Annotated in this window: 17 protein-coding genes and 1 pseudogene; 14 read left to right on the top strand and 4 right to left on the bottom strand. The window is 51.6% G+C overall.

Translation table 11 applies throughout. From position 1 onward, the window contains the following. Positions 1 to 126: 126 nt before the first annotated feature. Together CV944_RS09400 and CV944_RS09395 are read right to left on the bottom strand one after the other, a co-directional pair. The gene (locus CV944_RS09400) at positions 127 to 273 is read right to left on the bottom strand and encodes a BH0509 family protein (protein ID WP_033008327.1); all 147 of its coding nucleotides are present in this window, start codon (positions 271 to 273) and stop codon (positions 127 to 129) included. A 117-nt stretch (positions 274 to 390) separates the two neighbouring features. Further along, positions 391 to 1,524: an MFS transporter gene (locus CV944_RS09395; RefSeq protein ID WP_100664106.1), complete on the bottom strand. Its 1,134-nt coding sequence runs from the start codon at positions 1,522 to 1,524 to the stop codon at positions 391 to 393. 151 nt (positions 1,525 to 1,675) lie between these two features. On the opposite strand from CV944_RS09395, the gene cax reads away from it, so the two are divergent. Both cax and CV944_RS09385 read left to right on the top strand, forming a co-directional pair. Continuing rightward, positions 1,676 to 2,728: a calcium/proton exchanger gene (cax, locus tag CV944_RS09390; protein WP_033013951.1), complete on the top strand. Its 1,053-nt coding sequence runs from the start codon at positions 1,676 to 1,678 to the stop codon at positions 2,726 to 2,728. 141 nt (positions 2,729 to 2,869) lie between these two features. Beyond that, a complete protein-coding gene (locus CV944_RS09385; RefSeq protein WP_033008303.1) occupies positions 2,870 to 3,658 on the top strand; it encodes a YfkD famly protein in 789 nt (262 codons plus the stop codon). Between the two features lie 90 nt (positions 3,659 to 3,748). Here CV944_RS09385 and yfkAB read toward each other — a convergent pair whose 3' ends face one another. Beyond that, positions 3,749 to 4,873, bottom strand: coding sequence for a radical SAM/CxCxxxxC motif protein YfkAB (gene yfkAB, locus CV944_RS09380; RefSeq protein WP_033008306.1), 1,125 nt, complete (start codon positions 4,871 to 4,873; stop codon positions 3,749 to 3,751). Positions 4,874 to 5,104: 231 nt separating this feature from the next. On the opposite strand from yfkAB, the gene CV944_RS09375 reads away from it, so the two are divergent. From CV944_RS09375 to CV944_RS09340, 8 genes and pseudogenes are all read left to right on the top strand, one after another. Next, the gene (locus CV944_RS09375) at positions 5,105 to 6,652 is read left to right on the top strand and encodes a fumarate hydratase (RefSeq protein WP_094239571.1); all 1,548 of its coding nucleotides are present in this window, start codon (positions 5,105 to 5,107) and stop codon (positions 6,650 to 6,652) included. Between the two features lie 289 nt (positions 6,653 to 6,941). Further along, entirely contained in the window at positions 6,942 to 7,733 is a 792-nt protein-coding gene (gene pdaA / locus CV944_RS09370; protein ID WP_100664105.1) for a delta-lactam-biosynthetic de-N-acetylase, read from the top strand. A gap of 99 nt (positions 7,734 to 7,832) precedes the next feature. Then, the gene (locus tag CV944_RS09365) at positions 7,833 to 8,699 is read left to right on the top strand and encodes a DNA-3-methyladenine glycosylase family protein (protein WP_100664104.1); all 867 of its coding nucleotides are present in this window, start codon (positions 7,833 to 7,835) and stop codon (positions 8,697 to 8,699) included. Beyond that, complete coding sequence (gene rlmD / locus CV944_RS09360; RefSeq protein ID WP_100664103.1) at positions 8,696 to 10,099, top strand: 23S rRNA (uracil(1939)-C(5))-methyltransferase RlmD; 1,404 nt, start codon at positions 8,696 to 8,698, stop codon at positions 10,097 to 10,099. Before CV944_RS09365 ends, rlmD begins: the two co-directional genes overlap by 4 nt. 435 nt (positions 10,100 to 10,534) lie before the next feature. Beyond that, on the top strand, positions 10,535 to 11,572 hold the full coding sequence (locus CV944_RS09355; protein WP_015373944.1) for a M14 family zinc carboxypeptidase: 1,038 nt from the start codon (positions 10,535 to 10,537) through the stop codon (positions 11,570 to 11,572). 71 nt (positions 11,573 to 11,643) lie between these two features. Continuing rightward, the gene (locus CV944_RS09350; RefSeq protein ID WP_015373945.1) at positions 11,644 to 12,966 is read left to right on the top strand and encodes a M14 family zinc carboxypeptidase; all 1,323 of its coding nucleotides are present in this window, start codon (positions 11,644 to 11,646) and stop codon (positions 12,964 to 12,966) included. A 174-nt stretch (positions 12,967 to 13,140) separates the two neighbouring features. Further along, positions 13,141 to 13,497 (top strand): lmo0954 family membrane protein, encoded by a 357-nt coding sequence (locus CV944_RS09345; protein ID WP_063330001.1) that lies wholly within the window; start codon positions 13,141 to 13,143, stop codon positions 13,495 to 13,497. 25 nt (positions 13,498 to 13,522) lie between these two features. Further along, positions 13,523 to 13,783: pseudogene (locus CV944_RS09340) on the top strand (PspA/IM30 family protein); the annotation flags it as partial. A 170-nt stretch (positions 13,784 to 13,953) separates the two neighbouring features. Here CV944_RS09340 and CV944_RS09335 read toward each other — a convergent pair. Beyond that, on the bottom strand, positions 13,954 to 14,421 hold the full coding sequence (locus tag CV944_RS09335; protein ID WP_100664102.1) for a DUF1640 domain-containing protein: 468 nt from the start codon (positions 14,419 to 14,421) through the stop codon (positions 13,954 to 13,956). Positions 14,422 to 14,608: 187 nt separating this feature from the next. Between CV944_RS09335 and CV944_RS09330 the strand changes: the two genes are divergently transcribed. The 4 genes from CV944_RS09330 to CV944_RS09310 all read left to right on the top strand — a co-directional run bounded on the left by CV944_RS09330 (position 14,609) and on the right by CV944_RS09310 (position 20,619). Continuing rightward, on the top strand, positions 14,609 to 16,066 hold the full coding sequence (locus tag CV944_RS09330) for a protein adenylyltransferase SelO (RefSeq protein WP_100664101.1): 1,458 nt from the start codon (positions 14,609 to 14,611) through the stop codon (positions 16,064 to 16,066). Positions 16,067 to 16,586: 520 nt separating this feature from the next. Next, the gene (locus CV944_RS09320; protein ID WP_100664100.1) at positions 16,587 to 18,302 is read left to right on the top strand and encodes a putative bifunctional diguanylate cyclase/phosphodiesterase; all 1,716 of its coding nucleotides are present in this window, start codon (positions 16,587 to 16,589) and stop codon (positions 18,300 to 18,302) included. Between the two features lie 83 nt (positions 18,303 to 18,385). Next, positions 18,386 to 20,092: an ABC-ATPase domain-containing protein gene (locus CV944_RS09315; protein ID WP_100664099.1), complete on the top strand. Its 1,707-nt coding sequence runs from the start codon at positions 18,386 to 18,388 to the stop codon at positions 20,090 to 20,092. Positions 20,093 to 20,250: 158 nt separating this feature from the next. After that, positions 20,251 to 20,619 carry a Na-translocating system protein MpsC family protein gene (locus CV944_RS09310; RefSeq protein ID WP_020754892.1) on the top strand — a complete coding sequence of 123 codons (369 nt, stop codon included), beginning with the start codon at positions 20,251 to 20,253 and terminating at the stop codon, positions 20,617 to 20,619. Positions 20,620 to 20,922 lie beyond the last annotated feature (303 nt).

Raw genomic sequence — 20,922 nt, 5'->3', positions numbered from 1 at the left:
ACAGAGTCGGAATTTTGTTCCGTTTGGTAAAATATACAAAAACCAGAGAGGGCTGACTCCAAAAGTCCGCTTTTTGGCGGACTTTTGGGTCAGCCCCTTTCGCTGGGGCGGTCAGCGAACGGCGCTTTACTCCACAATTTCTTCATGATGGTGGTAATACCGCTCGTAAATGTACTCGATCTCGGCGTCAGTCATGCAGGCGAGCTCTTCCCGCGACAACCCCCGCACTTTTTCGATAAACTCGATCATGTTTTTCCGTTCTGCTCTGCTCATCATCGCCACTCCTTTTTCTGTTTTAAAACAGTAACTTGTTATCTTGTTTTTATTATATAACAGTGAAAATAAAATGGTCAATGATTTTTTTAAAAAAAACAAAAAATAAAAAAGCGGTCAAGCCGCTTTTTCCTGTTCCTGCCGTCCGGCAAGGCAGACGGCGGGGATGAGAAGAACAGCGGTGACCGTCAGAAAAAAGGCGTTCGTTGCCGCATCGACGGCGCTTCCGGCAAGGGGCGGGCCCACCATGCTGCCGAGGCTGTACAGCATTCCGCACAACAAGTTGCCGGTCGGGAGGAGCGCTTTCGGCAACAAGTCGGTCATATAGGCAATGCCAAGGGAGAAAAGGGAGCCAGTAAACATGCCGGCGGCAAACAGACAGGCAGCGAGCCCGACAGTGGACGCACCGACCGTGAGCGCGGCCAAAAAACAGCTGGCGCCGGCCAGCAAGGCGCAAGTGATGACGGTCCGCCGCCCGAACCGGTCGCTGAGCGCCCCGAGCGGGAGCTGAAAGACGATGCCGCCTAACGAGAAAAACGGCAAAATGAAGGCGATCTGTTCGGCGCTCATCTGCTTGCGCAAGGCATACAGCGGGAACACGGAATGAAGGGACGCTTCCAAAAAGCCGTAGGCAAGCGGCAGCAAGAGCGCTGGCCATGCATGTTTCCATGCACCGACCCACCGGCCGGCGGCTGAGGAAGAGCGTTCAAACGGCTTCGGTTTTTCCTTTGGCAGCCAAAAGACGGCCACCCATCCGCTGAAACTGAGGAGAGCGGCCAAATAAAACGGCCACGCCTCATTGATCGAGGCGAGCGAAGCGAGAAGCGGGCCCGCTGTAAAACCAAGGCCGAATGCCAAACCATACAGTGACAGACGCCGCCCGCGCTTAGCCGGCAGCGAAAAGTCGGTGATCCATGTCTGCGTCGCGAAATGAAGCATATGGTCGCCGACCCCGATCAAAAAACGGAGAGCCAGCCAAATAAAAAATGAAGAAAAAAGTGGAAAAAGAGTAAGCGAACATATTACAATAGAACCACCAAGGAGAATGATGGGTCGATACCCATACTTCACCAACGGCCGCTCCAGAAACGGTGAAATGGCCAGCACGCCGATATATAGAGCAGCAGCATGCACCCCGTTGACGGACGAAGGGACGCCGCGTTCATCAAGCAACATGGCTAACAGCGGAAGCAACATTCCTTGGGACAAGCCAGAGATGGCCACGACCGCAGTTAAAATGGCAAAACGCATCGTCATACCCTCACTTCTTTAAATTGGCCAGCCCGCGAACAAACAGAATCCGTCTTTTCACGGCGGAACGGCTGGCCCGTATTCCATCGTACATACAAGCAACGATCAATGCAACGAAAAAATGTTGATGGGAAAGGTGGAAGAAACACAAATGAACAGGTTGTTTGCCTGGATGGCATGGATCGGCGTGCCGGTGTCAGTAATCGGCGGCTTTCTTCACTGGCCGACCGTCTTGATGTTTGGGCTGTATTGTTTGACGATCATTGCGCTCGCCAGCTATATGGGGCGGGCGACAGAGAGTTTGGCCATCGTCGCCGGACCGCGCATCGGCGGGCTGTTAAACGCCACCTTTGGCAATGCGGTCGAGTTGATCATTTCGATTTTTGCCTTGCAAGCCGGACTCGTGGATGTCGTGCTCGCCTCCTTGACCGGCTCGGTGCTGGGAAATTTGCTGTTGGTTGCCGGGTTATCGTTTTTTGTCGGCGGTTTGAAATATAAACGGCAAGAATTCAATATTTATGACGCCCGCCATAACGCCGGGCTGCTGACGTTTGCCATTTTCGTCGCGTTTGTCATTCCGGAAGTGTTTACAATGCAAATGGACGGCGGCGAACGGCTTGCGTTGAGCGTCGGCATTTCGATTATTATGATTTTGCTTTACATCGCTGCCCTTTACTTCCGGCTTGTCACCCACCGCGGCGTATACCAGCATAAATCGGACGAAGCGGAAGAACATGAGGAGCCGGAATGGGGAAAAGGAAAAGCGACCGCCATTTTGGCACTGGCTACGCTCGCGGTTGCCTACTTGTCAGAGCGGCTCGTCCATACGTTCGAAACCGTGGCGGAGTCGTTTGGCTGGAGCGAGCTGTTTATCGGGATCATCATCGTCGCCATCGTCGGCAATGCGGCGGAGCATGCTTCGGCTGTCATGATGGCATACAAAAATAAAATGAACGTCGCCGTCGAGATCGCCGTCGGCTCGACCTTGCAAATCGCCATGTTCGTCGCGCCGGTGCTTGTGCTCGTTTCGCTTTTGTTTCCGGAAAAAATGCCGCTTGTCTTTTCACTTCCCGAACTCGTCGCGATGGCCGCTTCGGTGCTCTTGATGATCGTATTGTCCAACGACGGCGATACGAACTGGTTTGAAGGGGCGACGCTGCTGGCGGCCTATATCATTATGGGCATTGGTTTTTATTTGCTTTGACGGATTCACCCGGGAGGTTGGCGCTCGGGTTTTTTGGACAGAGGCACGGCGCCGGGACGGAAGAAATTTTCACTGTCACGGATAAACGGTGCGTTTTGACGGAAAATAACAGTGAATATGAGATAGAAAGGAGCGAATGCGATGAAAAAATGGGCGGTTTCGCTGTTTGCGAGCGCACTGCTTCTGTATGCGGCAGCGTTCCCGGCATTGGCGGCTTCCGGAAAGCCGGCGCCCGGTGCGGTGATCGATATCTCGAAAGAGAACACATACCCGAATCCAACGCAAGACTTGCCGCATCTAGAGCCAAGCTCGTTTACGAAACAGCTGCTGAAATCGGCCAATGTGAACATTGAGAATCCCGAATTGATCCATCTCTTTAATGAATCTTCGGCGACCGACACGCCATGGGCCGTTGGCTATCGAGCGACGATTTATTTAGGCCAATGGCCGCTCAACTACCAATCGCTCGAAACATCAACAAATTGGGAGTATCAAAAGGTCAATACGAATTTTCTCGACAACCGCGGCGGCGACACAGCACAAAAACTGTATTACAAACAGGAAATGCAAAAATACGTCCGTGGCGGCTTGACGGTGAAAGTGCCGAATGAAGACGCCGTCAAACGGATGATGTTGAACAAGGCCATGGAAAAAACAAATTTACCGCTCGCTTTCAGCACCGTTGTCGGTCTTGGCACGAAAAAGGATCAGCCGTACAACGTGCCGGCGAAAAAAATGGGCTATTTGTATGCGTATGCTCCGGCTGTGAATGAAAAAGGGAAAGTGACGTACGGGGAAGTGTATATCGTCTTGAAAGGAAACAAAAAGAAAATCGTTGTCAAAAACGTGACGACAAGAGGGGTCGGGGCATGGATTCCGGTGCAAGACCGGCTGTATATGTCCTATGTCGTCAGCGAGCAGCCGCGATAAAAGAGTCGGGCCCAAAAAGCAGGCGCGTTTTGGGCCTCCTCTTTTTTATGCGCATGGCCGATGATGCGCTTGCCTCTGCGGCGTTGCTGTTTATCGGGCGATGCGCGCCGCCCGTTTTGTAAAATCGACGCCGCGGTAATACGTCTGCTTGACGAGCACATTGGGCCCTAAGCAGCGCGCGGCCGGACAGTGGCAAAGAAGTTCATTGGCGATTTTCGAGCGCCGCCATCGGTTATACACATCCGGCAATGAATCGCGGACGATGTTGCCAAGCGGCGGTTCATCGCCGAAATCGGTGACGATGACATCGCCGGTGAAAATGTTGACATTAAGCCGCGAACGGCCGTCAGGGTCGTTGCGGACGGTGACGTTTTTGCTTTCATACAGCCGCTTTAATAGGCGAAGATCGTCTTCATTGTCGCTGCACGGGTAAAATGGCAGCGTGCCAAACAACATCCAGACGTTTTCATCGCGAATGTCAAGCAAATGGTGGATCGCCGCGCGCAGCTCATCGAGACTTAGCGTCTCTAAGGCGCTGGCAAAATCGCTTGGGTACATCGGGTGAATTTCATGGCGCCGGCAGCCCATTTCCTCAACGACTTGGCGATGGATCGTTTCCAAATGGCGGACGGTCCGTTTGTTTAACATCGTTTCCGCCGATACCATCACGCCGGCATTGGCCAGCGCTTTTGCATTGTCAAGCATGCGCTGGAAGTATTTCTCGCGTTGGGCGCGCGTCGGTTTCCGCTCCATCATAGCGAATCCACCGTCGATGAAATCGTCGATTGTCCCCCAGTTGTGGGAGATATGGAGCACATCCAAATACGGAATCACTTTTTCGTAGCGGGACAAGTCAAGCGTCAAATTCGAATTCAGCTGCGTTCGCACCCCGCGCTCATGTGCATAGCGGAGAAGCGGAACGACGTATTGTTCAACCGATTTTAATGACAGCATCGGCTCGCCGCCGGTGATGCTTAATGAGCGTAAATGCGGAATTTCTTCAAGCCGGCGGAGCAACAACTCAAGCGGCAGCGCCTCGGGATCTTTCGCTGTCAACGTATAGCCGACGGCGCAATGTTCACAGCGCATATTGCAAAGCGTCGTTGTCGTAAACTCGACGTTCGTCAGTTCCAACTTTCCATACTCTTCTAGATCAACGTACGCCTCCCACGGATCGTACGCCGGCGTAATGGCCGGCATGGCGGATGAACGCATCGCTTTCTCCTCTCTCTATAAAAAAGTTCCATCGTTCATTATTAGCCGCCTTAGCAGCCCTTGTCAATCGTTTTAGCTGTTTTGCCTCTACCCCATTCGTATGATGAGAAAGGAGCCATCATGAGATGGAAAAGAAAGATTTTTTACACAACAGCGAGAAACGGAGTATAATAGAAAAAGATAAGGACAACTGCCTATGCACGATGAACAGGGGAAGGGGCGTTTAGACAAATGGAAAAGTTCCAGCAAAGCATGTACGACTTGATCGTCGAGACGTCGACGAAGCTGCCGAAGGACGTCCGTCGAGCGATCGCTCGGGCGAAAGCGCGCGAAAACGCCGGCACGCGGGCGGCGATGGCGTTGGATACAATCGTTGGCAACATTCAAATGGCGGACGAAAACGTATCGCCGATTTGCCAAGATACGGGCTTGCCGACGTTTAAAATCAAAGTGCCGGTCGGCGTCAACCAAATCGAAATGAAAAAAGCGATCCGGGCTGCCATTGTCGAAGCGACGAAAAATGGCAAACTGCGCCCGAACTCGGTCGATTCGCTCACCGGCAAAAACAGCGGCGATAACTTAGGGGAAGGCGTGCCGGTCATTAAATTTGAACAGTGGGAAAACGATTACATTGACGTTCGCCTTATTTTAAAAGGCGGCGGCTGTGAAAACAAAAACATCCAATACAGCCTGCCGTGTGAACTCGAAGGGCTCGGCCGCGCCGGCCGTGATTTGGACGGCATCCGCAAATGCATTTTGCATGCGGTGTATCAGGCGCAAGGGCAAGGGTGCAGCGCCGGCTTCATCGGCGTCGGCATCGGCGGCGACCGCTCATCCGGCTATGAGCTCGCCAAAGAACAGCTGTTCCGTCCGGTTGATGACGTCAACCCGATTGAAGAATTGCGCCAGCTGGAAGAATACATTATGGAAAACGCCAACAAGCTCGGCATCGGCACGATGGGCTTTGGCGGCGAATCGACGCTGCTTGGCTGTAAAATCGGCGTCATGCATCGCATCCCGGCGAGCTTCTTCGTCTCCGTCGCCTACAACTGCTGGGCGTTCCGGCGCATGGGCGTGAAAATCGATCCGGCCACCGGTGAGATCATCGAATGGCTGTACCAAGACGGCGAAGACGTCGATTTTGCAAAAGAGTTGGAAAAAGCGGAAGCCGCTGCGGCGCTTGAACAAGGAGAGGCGCGCGTCATCGATCTCGTTCCGCCGCTGTCGGAAGAACAAGTGCGGAAGCTCCGCGTCGGCGACGTCGTCCGCATCAGCGGCGTCATTTACACCGGCCGCGACGCCATTCATAAATATTTGATGGATCACGATGCCCCCGTCGATTTGAACGGGCAAATCATTTACCATTGCGGCCCGGTCATGCTAAAAGACGAAGACGGCCGCTGGCACGCCAAAGCCGCCGGCCCGACGACCAGCATCCGCGAAGAGCCGTATCAAGGCGACATTATGAAAAAATTCGGCGTCCGCGCTGTCATCGGCAAAGGCGGCATGGGCGCAAAGACGCTGCAAGCGTTAAAAGAACACGGCGGCGTGTACTTAAACGCCATCGGCGGCGCGGCCCAATATTATGCGGACTGTATCAAATCAGTCGAAGGCGTGGATCTCATGGAATTTGGCATTCCAGAAGCCATGTGGCATTTGCGTGTTGAAAACTTCACCGCCGTCGTTACGATGGACTCGCACGGCAACAGCTTGCATGAAGATGTAGAAAAATCATCGTTGGAAAAACTGGCCCAATTCAAAGAACCGGTGTTCAAATAAACGTGAAGAAACGATTGGCAGCGTGACTCCCCAAAAGCATCCGCTTTTGGGGCTTCTTTTTTGTGAAAATGCCTTGCTTTGATCAACCCTTCTCATGCTGGCGGTGAGCAACGCCTGCCGATGGATGTTTTCCGTGCAAATCCGCCGCCTTGATCAGCTATTTTCATGCCAAGGTGGCGAGCAACGCTCGCTCATGAATGCTTTTTTTGCAAAAAATGGCGTGCGTAAAGCAGCTGAGGGCGAAAACAATAAAAAAGAGGAAAAGACGGCGGCCAAGGAGGAACCAGGCATGAGATGGCTCATTTCTCTCGTTTTGGCGATCGCGCTTTTTCCCGCTTCTGCGTTTGCCGCAAGCAATCAAGCGATCCATTGGGGATTCAAGCGGAGCGAAAACCACGAGCCCCCGTCGGCGGGAAAAGAGCTCGATGAGCTGCTTGCCAAATATGACGCGTTTTATTTAGGCGATACGAGTGAAAAAACGATTTACTTGACGTTTGACAACGGCTATGAAAACGGCTATACGGCGCAAATTTTGGACGTATTGAAAGAAAAACATGTGCCGGCCGCCTTTTTTGTCACCGGCCATTATTTGCAAACCGCGCCCGATTTAGTCAAACGGATGGCGGCGGAAGGACACATCATCGGCAACCATTCGTGGCACCATCCCGATTTAACAACCGCAAGCGATGAGCGGGTGCGCGAAGAGCTGGAAAAAGTCAAGGAAAAGACGGAAGAGCTGACCGGGCAAAAAGGGATGGTGTACCTTCGTCCGCCGCGCGGCATTTTTAGTGAACGGACGTTGTCCCTCGCCCGCGAGCTCGGCTATTACCACGTCTTTTGGTCGCTGGCGTTTGTCGATTGGCAAACCGACCGTCAGCGCGGCTGGCAATATGCCTATGACCAAATCATGAAACAAATTCACCCAGGCGCGATTTTGCTGCTGCACTCCGTGTCCAAAGACAACGCCGAGGCGCTGCCGAAAGTGATCGACGACTTGCGCAAACAAGGGTATACGTTTGCCAGCTTAGATGAATTGATGGCGAAAAAGATGGGACTCCATCCGTGGCTGTTTCGCCCATAAGCGGTTTCGTTTGAAAAATGGCCCCACCCGTGAGCCGCTTGGTTCAGCGGGTCTTTTTCGTTATAATGAGGATACGGACGAAAGAAACAGGTGAATGCGATGTGGACAAAAACAGTGACGGTGCCGGCGCCGTACGATTTCGCCCACGCCCTTGAGCGGCTTTCGCTCGACCCGCTGTTGGCCGTGGATCGGGAACGGCAGCGCATCACCGTGCCGCTCGCCCTCGACGGCTGTTTCGTGCCCGTAACGGTGGAAGGCGTCGGCACAAAAGATGACCCGAGATTTGTCGTTTCAGCTCCTTTTCCCGAGCGGCAAGACGAGGTGATGGAGCGGATTTCGCATCTGTTTCAATGGCGGACGCCGCTCGGGCCCATTTACGAGCATTTCCGCCGCACTGACCTGGCGCCGCTGTTTGCCGAGTATGAAGGAATGCCGCTTGTGCTCGATTTTGATCTATATTTTTGCCTCATCAAATGTTTGATCCATCAGCAACTTCATCTCAAAGTCGGCTATCGGCTGACGGAGCGGTTTGTGAAAACGTTCGGAACAGAAGTGGATGGCGTTTGGTTTTACCCGCGCCCGGAAGAAGTGGCCGCCCGTTCGTACGAGGATGTGCGCGCCTTGCAGCTGAGCGGGCGGAAAGCGGAATATATCGTCGATGTGTCGCGTCTCATCGCTGACGGAAAGCTGCGGCTTGATGAACTTAAGCAGATGGAAGACGGCGAGGTGATGGAGCGGCTGACCGCCGTGCGCGGCATCGGCCCGTGGACGGTGCAAAACTTCCTCCTCTTCGGCCTTGGCCGTCCAAACGTCTTCCCGCCGGCGGATATCGGCTTGCAGCGGGCGGTTGAAAAACAATTCGGGCTTCCGAAGCGGCCGACCGCAAAAGAGATGGCGGCGCTTAGCGAGCGGTGGAAGCCGTACGCCAGCTATGCGGCGCTTTATTTATGGAGAAGTATCGAATGAGAGGGACCGATATGGCAAAGCAACAAACGAACATCAAAATCAAAAAAGGCGACCAATTTCCTGTGACCATTCAACGGATCGGCATTAACGGCGAAGGGGTCGGCTATTTCCAAAAACAAGTCGTCTTCGTCCCCGGCGCGTTGCCGGGGGAAGAAGTCGTCGTCGAAGCGACGGACATCCATCCAACCTACGCCGAGGCGAAAATCAAGCACATCCGCAAGCGCTCGCCAAACCGTATCAAGCCGCCATGCCCGCTCTATGATCAGTGCGGCGGCTGCCAGCTCCAGCACTTATCGTACGAAGCGCAGCTTGAAGCCAAACGCGACATCGTCATCCAAGCATTGCGCCGCCACGCCCGCCGCCTCGATGTCGACAAACTCGACATCCGCCCGACGATCGGCATGGCCGACCCGTGGCAATACCGAAACAAAAGCCAATTTCAAGTCGGGATGAAAAGAGGGAAGGTGCTCGCCGGGCTGTACGGCCTGAACTCACACCGGCTCATCGACTTGTCGGAATGTCGCGTCCAACACCCACAAACGACGCGCGTGACCAACATTGTCAAAACGATTTTGCAAGATTTGCGCATCCCCATTTACAACGAGCGGACAAGAACAGGCGTCGTGCGGACGATCGTCGTCCGTGTCGGCTTCCATACGGGCGACATTCAGCTTGTGCTGGTGACGGCGACAAAAGACATTCCGCGCAAAGAGTTGTTGATCGAGGAAATCCACCGCCGCCTTCCGGAAGTGAAATCAATCGTGCAAAACATCAACGGCGAAAAAACCTCGCTCATTTTCGGCGACGAGACAGAAGTGCTAGCAGGAGATGAATACATTCAAGAAACGCTCGGTGATTTGTCATTTGAGCTCTCCGCGCGCGCCTTTTTCCAGCTTAATCCCATCCAAACGGTGAAATTGTACGATGAAGTGAAAAAGGCATCCGCTCTCACCGGAACAGAGAGGATCGTTGATGCCTATTGCGGCGTCGGCACGATCGGGCTGTGGCTCGCCCGCGATGCGAAAGAAGTGCGCGGCATGGACACGATCCCCGAAGCGATTGAAGACGCCAAGAAAAACGCGGACAAACATGGCTTTACGAACACGCACTATGTCGTCGGCAAAGCCGAATATTGGCTGCCCAAATGGGTGAACGAAGGCTGGAAGCCGGACGTCATCATCGTCGACCCGCCCCGCGTCGGCTGCGACCGAGCGCTGCTTGAGACGATCCTTCGCGTTCGCCCGCAAACGGTCGTCTACGTCTCATGCAACCCATCCAGCCTTGCCCGTGATCTCGATGCCTTGGCGGCCCAATACCGCGTCGACTACATCCAGCCGGTCGACATGTTTCCGCACACGGCGCACGTTGAGGCGGTGGCGAAGCTGGTGTTGGAAATGTAAACATGAAGTAAACTTGTTCCGCTCCTTAGGAATGATTCACAGCAGACAAGAAAGTCATATATTTTTTGAACCGATTGAAACTGATGGCTTATTGTAAAAAACGCACGTAGCAAAGCGCCTTTTCCTGTCAAGGAAAGGCGTTTTTTCTGTTTGCTGGTGGGAAAGGCGGAGGTTTGCCGCATATTGTAGGTGAAAGGGAAAGAAAGGTTGAATCCGAGGGCGTGCTTAACATATAGGAGAGCTCACTTCTAGATAAAGGGAATAGGCTCTTTGTATGGCTGGATTCTTCCGAGTCTTCATACTGATCCAAGGAGGATAGCTCGTTTATCCTATCTTTTTTGTTGATATTAGTTATAAATTCCTGTTTTATCCATAGACGAAAGGAAAATGAAAAAAATTTAGAATAAAATGAGTAAATGATAAGGAGGGTGAGCAATGAAGAAAAAATTACTCATGTTGACCGTTGCTGGGGGCCTTCTGGCGAGCAGTGCCGCTATCCAGTTGCCGTTTGTAGAGGCGGTCGGCAATGGGCCGAATTATGGAGGGCATGAAACGGTTAGAACCGCTATACTCCACACTTATGAAGAGATGGTTGCCTTCTTAAAGGAGCAGGACGCTAAACAAGAACAGATGGAATTAGAAGTGATTGGGCAATCCATCAAAGGAAGAGACCTATATCTCGTCAAGTACATCAAAAACCCGGATCATCCGACCATTTTATTTTTGACTCAACAGCATGGCAATGAGCAATTGACGACAGAAGGAGCTCTGGAGTTTATTAAACATCTTGGGACAAGGAAAATGAAAGACGTCTTGAACCATGTCAATGTACTAATCGTGCCGATGCTAAACCCGGACGGGGCGATGGGGGATGTTGATTTTCCGCTCGATGATTATATCGCAAGCGGAGACCGCCATTTGACGAGGTATAATGCCGTTGGCGCTGATTTGAATCGCGATCATGTAAATAAACAATATCCGGAGACAAAGGCGCTACATAACAACGTGCTCCGCAAATATCACATCGATTATATGATCGACTTGCACCATCAAGGGGCAAACAGTGAACGGGACGGCAAGTTAGTATCCGGCTCTATTCTTTATCCAACTTCTCCTAATGCAGATGAAGAAGTTGTTTACCGTTCCAAACAATTAGGGGCTGTAATTTTTGATGCCATCGAGCCGACAGGATGGGGGCATCTTGGAAAATATGTTGGCGGCTCATCAGAGGCCATTGGCCGAAATGGCATTGCAGTTGAATATGGAATTTCGACATTGCTATTTGAGATGCGTGGGATGTCAGACCATTACATTGGTAGCTATGTTATTGGACAAAAAAGCAACGGTTATTTAATTCGACAAACGGTTGTCGCTTTGGATGCGGCAGTTAGGGCAATCGCTGACGGCTCGATTCATGAAAAAGATGTTTCTTTTTGGGACACCCTGCCTTATCAAGAGCGGAGATCTGAGTAGTAGATCGGCTCTCCGTTGAAACGCGCAGAGAGATTATATCACTTTTTTTTAAATTGAAAGGGGATACGCTCATGAAAGGAAAACGCCCAAAACTTATATGGCCAACTGCTTTGGCGCTTACGCTTGGATTGTCCTCCCCCGTTTTTGCGGATCCGCAGTCAAGACCGAACGGCCCGTATGTCGAAGATAGCCAAAATATTTCGTTATCAAGCTTTATGTCTAATGAGGAATTGGCGGCTACCCTTCAGAAGCTGGAAGCTGCTTCCCAAGGAAAGATGAAGGTTGAAATCGCCGGGTATTCAAACTGGGCGCCTGATGGATACAAGACGGCCGAGGATAAAGGCTATCCTCTTTACTTAGTGAAGTTTGGAGACGCCGACCCGAATAAGAAACGTATATTCATTACAGCCCAAATTCACGGAAATGAGCAAATCGGCGCCGAAGCAGCCATTGATATTATGAGAAAGCTGTCTTCCAATGACCAGGAAGTTCAAAACATTTTAAAGAAGGTATCGATTTGGATTATGCCACGCATTAACCCTGAAGGGGCCGATAATACGTATGAAGGAAAATGGTATCCGACCCGTTATACACACCAGACGTGGGAACCGGAGAAGCTAGGGCTTTCGGAGGACACAGCTGCCCCGTGGTATTATAGGGCGGACGGGAGCGAGAGAGCTCAAAATAATGACGGCCGCGTCTATTATGGCATCCCTGGTTATGACCAAAATCGGGATTATAACCCGAACTTGAACTTTCGGATAGAGGATTATCATCCAAGTGATGTTGCGGCGTTTTTAAATAACAAAGAAACGAATAACAGCTTATATGGCGGTTTTTACGTTACGGCGGAGGCGAGAACGGTGACAAGTGTGTTTCAACAATTCAAGCCAGACGTATACATCGATCTTCACCATCGGGGATTTAACACTGTTTCCGATGATGACAACCGCTCCGTTCCCGTACAGCTGGCCGCCGTTGTCGCGGATCCATATACAGATCCGTTTACAGGAAAACATTATGAGGTGGATGAAGATGTCTTGACACTTAGCAAGCAAGTCAATGCCTTGGCTGCACAATCACTTCAAAGAGGCCAGTCACATTTCGGAGCGGTGCAAAAGTATCCTGACGTAAACTTGCCTGGCACGGCCCTCGGGGCGTTTGCATTGAACGACACCGCTATTATGTTGATTGAAATCAAAGGACAATCGCAAACGCTAGGACAAAAACAGTCCGGCATGTTAAGGCAAACGGTTACAACACCGCTCTACGAGGTGTTCAAAGCCATGGCTGACGGCTCCATTCATGATATTGACCCGGCGCTGTATGATGCCATTCCGGAGGCTGACAATCGCATCAGTGATCCAACAACAAGGGATGATCAACACTTCTAAAGGGATGGAATTGTTTCTGAAACTGGCAGTCATGTCAACATGGCTGTCAGTTTTATTTTTTAAGGCCTCGTGAAACGAAAAATACGCCTCCAGTCGTAGACAAAATATATCTATGGAACATGATGGGAAACGGATTGTCCGCAGTATGATGGAAAACGAAAGGAGGCGAAAGGATTGGCAAAAAAGATCGGGCTGTTCGTTGCTGGCGCGGTGGCGTTGTTTGTGCTGCTGTTTCATCTTGGACCGCTTGTCGGGTTGGCAATCACGCTGGCGGTGCTGTACTATGCGTTCAAGAAATGGTTGAAAGCCCCGTCGACATTCGGGAAAGTGGTGTGGGCGCTCATTGGCTGTGCGGCGTTGGTGGCCAGCGCTTGGAATGTGCCGGCGCTTATCGCGCTTGTCGCGGCGTATGTGCTGTATGTTGTGTATCGGAAATGGAACGGAGTGAAAGATGAGCGCATCGTTCCAGAAGCAGACGACCCGTTTGTCAACTTTGAAAAACAATGGGCGGAGCTGCAGAAGCATTATTAAATGATGGAAAGGGAGCGGATCAACGGTGAGTGTATTCTCTCGCTTGAAAACGATCATTGAAGCCGATGTTCATGAATGGCTTGACGAAAAAGAAAAGAAAAACCCGATCGCGCTTCTCAATCACTATTTGCGCCAATGTGAACAGGAAGTCGAGCGGGTGCGGCAGCTGCTTGAGCGCCAGTATGCGCTGAAAGAGCAATTTGCCCGCGAACATCGCGAAGCCGAACAGATGGCGGAAAAACGAAGCAAGCAGGCGGAGGTGGCGGCGCAAGCGCGGTGCATGGAGAATGTGCGAGGTCGAACGCGATTCATTTTTGGATCAGGAATAGCTGCTCTGTGAACGTGAAAACCGCTCCGTTTGCTCGGCGTAAAGCGAAGACCAAGAAGAATGATAAAACGGGAGCGGTTTTCGTTTGCGGTGGATCGGGACATTTGGGTTGATCGGCGAAAGAGGAGTTACGCTTGCTTGGCCAATTGGCGAAGTTTTCGGTCGTGATGGAGCACCTTCGTGGTCAACACTTCGACCGAGGTTTGCGTGTCTGTCAGTTCTTCTTCTAAGCGGTCGATTCGCTCATTCAGTTGTTGGTTTATCTGATGCATTTCTTCGCGAAGGGCGTCGATTTTGGCCTCAAGCCGAGTTTCAACAGCGTGGATTTCCGACCGCAGCTGCTGCCCCATTTCTTGCATCTCGCTGCGGAGTTGTTGCCCCATTTCTTGCATCTCATTGCGCAGCTGTTGTCCCATTTCCTGCATCTCGCCGCGGAGTCGTTGCTCCATTGTTTGCATTTCATGGTGAAGTCGCTGTTCCATCGTTTGCATTTCATGATGCAGTCGTTGCTCCATTTCCTGCATTTTCGAGCTGATTTTGTCGGAATGTTGTTCGAGCGCGTGGAGCACGGCTTGAATGATCGTGTTCTCTTCCATTTGTTTCACCTCCTTATGGCCATTATAGGAGAAACGGAACGGGAAGGAAAGAGAAAAGATGGTGGTTTTCGTCGAAGGAAGGCAAGCGGTTTTGGTTGAAGACAGCACGTTTTCGATTTATGATGCCGGCTGTCTTGCTGTACAATAAAACGTAAAAGAACAGGCGTTGGCCGCAAAGGAGATGACGATGTTGGACGCAGGATGGAAGTTCGACAACAGTTATGCAAGGCTGCCGGAGCGCTTTTTCAGCCGTGTTCTCCCCACGCCGGTGCGCGCGCCGAAGCTCGCGGTGTTGAATCGTCCGCTGGCCGCGGAGCTTGGGTTGAATGAGGAAGCGTTGCGAAGCGAAGAGGGAGTGGCGGTGTTCGCCGGAAACCAAATTCCGAACGGGGCGGAGCCGCTGGCGCAGGCGTATGCGGGGCATCAGTTCGGGTACTTTACGATGCTTGGCGATGGACGGGCGGTGCTGCTTGGCGAGCACATCACGCCAAGCGGGGAGCGGGTGGACATTCAGCTGAAAGGTTCGGGCCGGACGCCGTATTCGCGCGGCGGCGACGGACGGGCGGCGCTGGGACCGATGCTGCGGGAGTACATCGTGAGTGAGGCGATGCACGCGCTTGGCATCCCGACGACGCGAAGTCTGGCGGTCGTCACAACGGGAGAGACGATTGTGAGGGAGACGGAATTGCCTGGGGCGATGTTGGCCCGCGTCGCCTCAAGCCATTTGCGCGTCGGGACGTTCCAATACGCGGCGCAATGGGGAACGGCCGAGGAGCTGCGCGCGCTGGCTGACTACGCGCTCTGGCGCCATTTTCCCGGTTTTGAGGAAGCTGAGAACCGCTATTTGTTTTTGCTTGAACAAGTGATCGAACGGCAAGCGGCATTGGTCGCGAAATGGCAGCTTGTCGGGTTCGTCCACGGGGTGATGAACACCGACAATATGACGATCAGCGGGGAAACGATCGACTACGGGCCGTGTGCATTCATGGATGCGTATGACCCCGCGACGGTGTTCAGCTCGATTGATACGCAAGGACGGTATGCATACGGAAACCAGCCGTATATCGGGGGCTGGAATTTGGCAAGGTTTGCGGAAAGCTTGTTGCCGCTGTTCGATGCCGATGAAGACAAAGCGATTGCGCTTGCTCAAGAGGCGCTTGATGAGTATCCGAAGCAGTACCATCGCCATTGGCTTTCCGGAATGCGGGCGAAGCTCGGCCTTGCCGAGGAGCAGGAAGGGGATCAGGAGCTGATTGCGGATTTATTGCGGCTGATGGAGCTGCATCGCGCTGATTATACGAACACGTTCCGGGCGTTGACGTTAGGCGAGTATACGGGAATGACGCTCTTTGATGCTTCCGAGTTTCGCGAGTGGCACGAGCGCTGGCAAACAAGGCTCAGCCAAGAATCGGTCTCGCGGGAAGAGGCGTATGAACGGATGCGCCGCCATAATCCGGCGGTCATTCCGCGCAACCATCGGGTTGAAGAGGCGTTGGCCGCCGCGGTCAACGGCGGCGATTACAGCGTGATGAATCGTCTCCTTCAAGCTCTTTCCGACCCGTACGCCTACTCGCCGGAGCAAGAGAAATACGCGGAACTGCCGCCGCCGTCCGACCGCCCGTATCGGACGTTTTGCGGGACGTGATGAAGGAGGGCTTTACGGCCATACCCGTCAAGTTAGCGGTATAAAATTTTTTAGGATGATACGCATGTTCGAAAAATCAATCAAAGGATGAAGAGAAAACCAAATGCTGGGCAATGCCAAACAACCCTCAAGAAGAGGGTTGTTTGGCATTTATATCCATAACCCACACTACCATATCCCCAAAAAAATAATCCTTTCCAACGCTGATTTTCGTTAGAAAGGATACCATGTTTTTGGCGCTGAAAAAAGATCAATTTCTTAACTTGATGGCTATGGTTAGCCGCCCTCTCCTACTCGATGGATGTCTGCCTTTGATGATGTTGCCTATTCCCCAGTGCACAATCGAATCCTTTCTGTGCGGCATCGCGTCAGCGATTGGAAAGCAATGTTTTCAAACAGAAGCGTTTCATGCAACACAATTTAGGACGATGATGTATTTCAGCGCTATGCCATTGAAATGGTCATACGTTATCATTAAAATTTGGAGCATAAGAATTCAAAGTACAATGAGGTGAATGGTATGCCTTCTCTTCCGGAAGAGTTGAAAGATCTAGAATCCAAACTGCAACATACATTAAGAAAATTAGAGTCAATTCAAAAAGCGTTGGATGAATCGACGATTGTTGTGATTACCGACCAGACGGGAAAAATTACATATGTGAATGAGGCTTTCTGCCGCATCTCACAATATAGCCGTGAGGAACTGATTGGAAACACCCATCGCATTGTCAATTCAGGATACCATAGCCGAGAATTTTTTAAACATATGTGGAAAACCATCGGGACAGGGAAGATATGGAGGGGAGAGATCAAAAATAAAGCGAAAGACGGGAGTTACTACTGGGTTCAGTCTACCATTGTCCCCTTTTTGGATGAACGAGGAAAGCCGTATCAATACGTGTCGATTCGAACGGATATTACCCGTTTGAAACAGTATGAAGAGCAAATCAAATATATGGCCAACCATGATGATTTGACGGGCCTTCCCAATCGCCGTTTTTTAAGAGAGCAGTTTTCTAAATTGCTGAAAGAGACGAAAGAGGAGGAACGACTGCTGGCCGTTTATTTTATTGATTTAGCGCGGTTTAAAAACATTAATGATTCATTGGGGCATTCGGTGGGAGACGAAGTGTTGAAACAAATGGCTGCTCGTTTTCGAACAGTATTAGATCAAAAGCTGTTTTTGACTCGCGTGGGCGGTGATGAGTTTGTCGCTGTGGCGCCGCGGGTGAATTATCAGTCTATCCTTGCGTATGTGCGGACAATCCAACAAATGTTGGCCCGACCATTGGAGATTGAAGGAAGAGAGTTTATTCTCTCCGCCAATATCGGAATCAGCGTTTTTCCTTTTGATGGAGAAGATTTAAACACGTTGCTCGGCCATGCGGACATGGCCCTGTATCATGCGAAAGAGGAAGGAAAATTTTATCAATTTTATCATCGAACGATCAATCAGCGCTTAATTAGGGAAACGATATTAGAAAGCCATTTGCATCGTGCTATCGAAAGAGATGAATTTATTCTGTATTATCAGCCGCAGTACGATTTGTTCACTGGGGAACTGATTCGCCTAGAAGCGCTGATTCGTTGGTATAATTCAGAGCTTGGATGGATCCGCCCGGATCAGTTTATTCCTTTAGCTGAAAAAATAGGATTGATGCCAAAACTCGATGAGTGGGTGCTGTCTACGGCATGCCGGCACAGGAAAATGTGGAAACAAAGAGGGGGGGTCGAAGCGGATTTATCCATCAACCTGTCTGCTTCCCATTTCCAAATACCAGGCATGGCTAAACGGCTCCTTTCCATTATTGAAAGCAATGGAGATGATCCATGTCGATGGGAATTTGAAGTGACTGAACATATTATGATGCAAGATAGTGCGGTCGTGTACGAAAACATAAGCCAGTTAAAAGAGGCAGGCGTTAAACTGGCGATTGATGATTTTGGCGTAGGATATAGTTCATTAGGATATATAAAGAAGTTAAAAGTGGACCGTTTAAAAATCGATCGTTCGTTTATCAAAAACTTACCGCAATCCGCTGATGACCAAGCCATTGTGGCTGCTGTGATCACGATGGCTCATCAATTGTCGATCGATGTCGTTGCAGAAGGAATTGAAAATGAGAAGCAAATTCAAATATTAAAGGAAATGGGGTGCAACGGAGGGCAAGGGTATTTTTGGAGGCAACCTGTGTCGGAAACGGAGATTGGATCGTTGTTGCAATGCAATGAGTGAACAGTTCAAAATGGCAATATAGGTTGTCTTGCCATACTCGGGTATGTTGAGGAAACGAATGAAGAGGAAAAGGAGCTGGTTTCATGGAAACGCTCAGACAACGGCTGCGATCCATTGATCAAAAGGGATATAAAGCGTATAAAACGATCGAAGGGACGTATTCGTTTCCACTGTTTACGCTCGCGATTGACCACGTGCAAGGCGATCCGTTCGCTGAGCCGTCCAAGGTCCGCGTGATCATGCCGCGGGCGAAAACGGCGTTGGCAGCGGAGTGGACGAATACGAAACCGCGCCGCGTTCGCTGCGAAGACGTGCTCGCGCGCCGCGTCCATCGTGAATTGCGGCAATGGCCGCTGCGGGCGCGTGGATCGGGAAAAAGCGGACTCGTCTTGATCGATGCCCCGGAGCAGAAGGTGCTCGAGCGGACAGCAGTGCAAGTGACAGACGAGACGGTCACTGTCTGTTTGTCGGTCGGTTTGCCGGCGAATGGACGGCGCATTTTGGCGAAAGAAGCCGAGGTCATCTTTTTCGAGCAAATTCCATCCGTCATCGAGCGGGCGGTGTACGGCCTTCGGGAGGAGGATATTCGTGCGGCAGTCGAGCTTGCCGATCAGCAGCACGCCATTCGCCGCTATTTGCGTGAACACGGATTGGTGGCGTTTGTCGCGAACGGTGCGGTTTTGCCGCGGGAGAGCGGAGTGAGCGACAAGCCGCTGCAACGTGGAGCGGTGCCGTTTCAAAGTCCGCCAGAGCTGGAGATTGCGATCCCCGTTCCGCATCGCGCTGAACCGATCAAAGGCATGGGCATCCGCAAAGGGATTACGCTGATTGTCGGCGGCGGCTACCACGGCAAATCGACGCTGCTGCAGGCGCTTGAGCACGGCGTGTATGATCATGTCGCCGGCGACGGGCGGGAGTTTGTCATCACAGACAGCGGGGCGGTGAAAATTCGCGCCGAAGACGGCCGGAGCGTCGCCAATGTTGACATTTCCCCGCTCATTGGCACGCTGCCGTATGGAAAAGAGACGAAACAGTTTTCGACGGAAAACGCGAGCGGCAGCACCTCACAGGCCGCGAGCATGATCGAAATGATTGAAGCGGGGGCATCGGCGTTTTTGATTGATGAAGATACGAGCGCGACGAATTTGCTCGTCCGCGATGCACGCATGCAGGCGCTTGTGGCGAAAGATGCCGAACCAATCACGCCGTATATCGACAAGGCGCGTCAACTATTTCGCGATTACGGCATTTCGACCGTTCTTGTCGTCGGCGGATTGGGGGATTACTTGGATATCGCGGATTGCGTGATCAAAATGGAGCAGTACGTCCCGTTTGATGTGACGGCAGAGGCAAAACAAATCGCCTTGCAGATGCCGTCGGGACGGAAAGCGGAAGGCGGCGAGTCGTTCGGCTGCATTCATGAGCGCATTCCTCTGCCTGGGAGTTTAAACAGCCAAAAAGGAAAAAAAGAAAAAGCGGTCGCGCGCGGACGGCACGTCATTCAATACGGGCAAACCGATCTATTGCTTTATGCGCTTGAGCAGCTGGTCGATGACAGCCAAACTCGGGCGATTGCCGCGGCGCTGCTGTATATGGAACGAAAAGGATGGTTCGACGGAAAGAAAACCGTCCGCCAACTGCTCGATGCGATCGAAGAACAATGGGATCGCCAAGGCTTGGGCTCCGTTTCGTTCCGAAAAGGGCATCCGGGTGAACTTGCCCGCCCGCGCCGATTCGAGCTGGCGGCGGCGCTCAATCGGCTGCGGACGCTCCGTTGCCGCCAACGCTGAACCATTGCGGGCGGAAGCGGATTGAACCCGCTTTCGCTTTTCGTTTCCGTTGATTTTGTCTAGCGTCCCCTTTCGATTATCGTTATAATTATGTTTATCAGTGCAATGAAACGGCTGGCGGCGGGGAGGCCGCGGTTTGGCTGAAGGGGGATCGAGGCATGGGCAAATCAAAAGGTTCGATTGAATCGGAAATCAGCAAAGCATTGACAAAATGGGAAAAAGATTTTCTTGGCCGCGGTTCGGTATCGGTGAAAACCGATATTTTGCGCGATATGATCATCGTTTCGTTGCACGGCATCCTGACGCCCGCCGAGTACGCGCTTTGCGAATCAAAAGAAGGAATGTTATCGGTGAAGCGGTCGCGGACGAGTTTAGTGGAGTCTGGAGTCGATGACTTGAAAGAAATGATTTTTGAAATCACCGGCGAGAAGGTGAAGAGCTTCCATACGGATTTAAGCACCCGGACGGGCGAGCGGATTATCGTCTTCAAGCTGTTCAACGATTTAGAAAAGCAGCTTGCAAAATAAATTCATGGATGAAATGTTGACAAAGTTGTTGTATAATTAAAACAACTTTTGTATAGTGAATATAGAATCAAATGGAAACGATAAGGTCGGGAGTCCTTCAAAAAACCTACATAAACGTCGTTTAGGTTCGTTGAAGGGAAACCGACCGGTGTCTGTTGCACAGCGGGAGATCTTCAAACAATCGCCTCACGATTGGTTGAAGGTAAACCGGCTATGGGCAATCTATAGGCAATGGTGCGGCCTTTTTGGTCGCGTTGCCTGATTGACATAGCCGGTTTTTTCTTTTTTCTCCCGAACGAAGAC

This window comes from Geobacillus sp. WSUCF-018B, assembly GCF_002809985.1.
Lineage (GTDB): Bacteria > Bacillota > Bacilli > Bacillales > Anoxybacillaceae > Geobacillus > Geobacillus thermophilus.
Note: the sequence above shows the minus strand (reverse complement) of the source record. Positions and strands in the feature narration are given on the sequence as shown.

Coding starts and splice junctions, on each gene's coding strand:
- CV944_RS09335 (WP_100664102.1), bottom strand. CDS start 14,421: ATGGAAGAGAACACGATCATTCAAGCCGTGCTCCACGCGCTCGAACAA.
- rlmD (WP_100664103.1), top strand. CDS start 8,696: ATGAGAGGGACCGATATGGCAAAGCAACAAACGAACATCAAAATCAAA.
- CV944_RS09315 (WP_100664099.1), top strand. CDS start 18,386: ATGGAAACGCTCAGACAACGGCTGCGATCCATTGATCAAAAGGGATAT.
- CV944_RS09355 (WP_015373944.1), top strand. CDS start 10,535: ATGAAGAAAAAATTACTCATGTTGACCGTTGCTGGGGGCCTTCTGGCG.
- CV944_RS09310 (WP_020754892.1), top strand. CDS start 20,251: ATGGGCAAATCAAAAGGTTCGATTGAATCGGAAATCAGCAAAGCATTG.
- CV944_RS09375 (WP_094239571.1), top strand. CDS start 5,105: ATGGAAAAGTTCCAGCAAAGCATGTACGACTTGATCGTCGAGACGTCG.
- yfkAB (WP_033008306.1), bottom strand. CDS start 4,873: ATGCGTTCATCCGCCATGCCGGCCATTACGCCGGCGTACGATCCGTGG.
- cax (WP_033013951.1), top strand. CDS start 1,676: ATGAACAGGTTGTTTGCCTGGATGGCATGGATCGGCGTGCCGGTGTCA.
- CV944_RS09395 (WP_100664106.1), bottom strand. CDS start 1,524: ATGCGTTTTGCCATTTTAACTGCGGTCGTGGCCATCTCTGGCTTGTCC.
- CV944_RS09330 (WP_100664101.1), top strand. CDS start 14,609: ATGTTGGACGCAGGATGGAAGTTCGACAACAGTTATGCAAGGCTGCCG.
- CV944_RS09320 (WP_100664100.1), top strand. CDS start 16,587: ATGCCTTCTCTTCCGGAAGAGTTGAAAGATCTAGAATCCAAACTGCAA.
- CV944_RS09350 (WP_015373945.1), top strand. CDS start 11,644: ATGAAAGGAAAACGCCCAAAACTTATATGGCCAACTGCTTTGGCGCTT.
- CV944_RS09400 (WP_033008327.1), bottom strand. CDS start 273: ATGAGCAGAGCAGAACGGAAAAACATGATCGAGTTTATCGAAAAAGTG.
- CV944_RS09365 (WP_100664104.1), top strand. CDS start 7,833: ATGTGGACAAAAACAGTGACGGTGCCGGCGCCGTACGATTTCGCCCAC.
- pdaA (WP_100664105.1), top strand. CDS start 6,942: ATGAGATGGCTCATTTCTCTCGTTTTGGCGATCGCGCTTTTTCCCGCT.
- CV944_RS09385 (WP_033008303.1), top strand. CDS start 2,870: ATGAAAAAATGGGCGGTTTCGCTGTTTGCGAGCGCACTGCTTCTGTAT.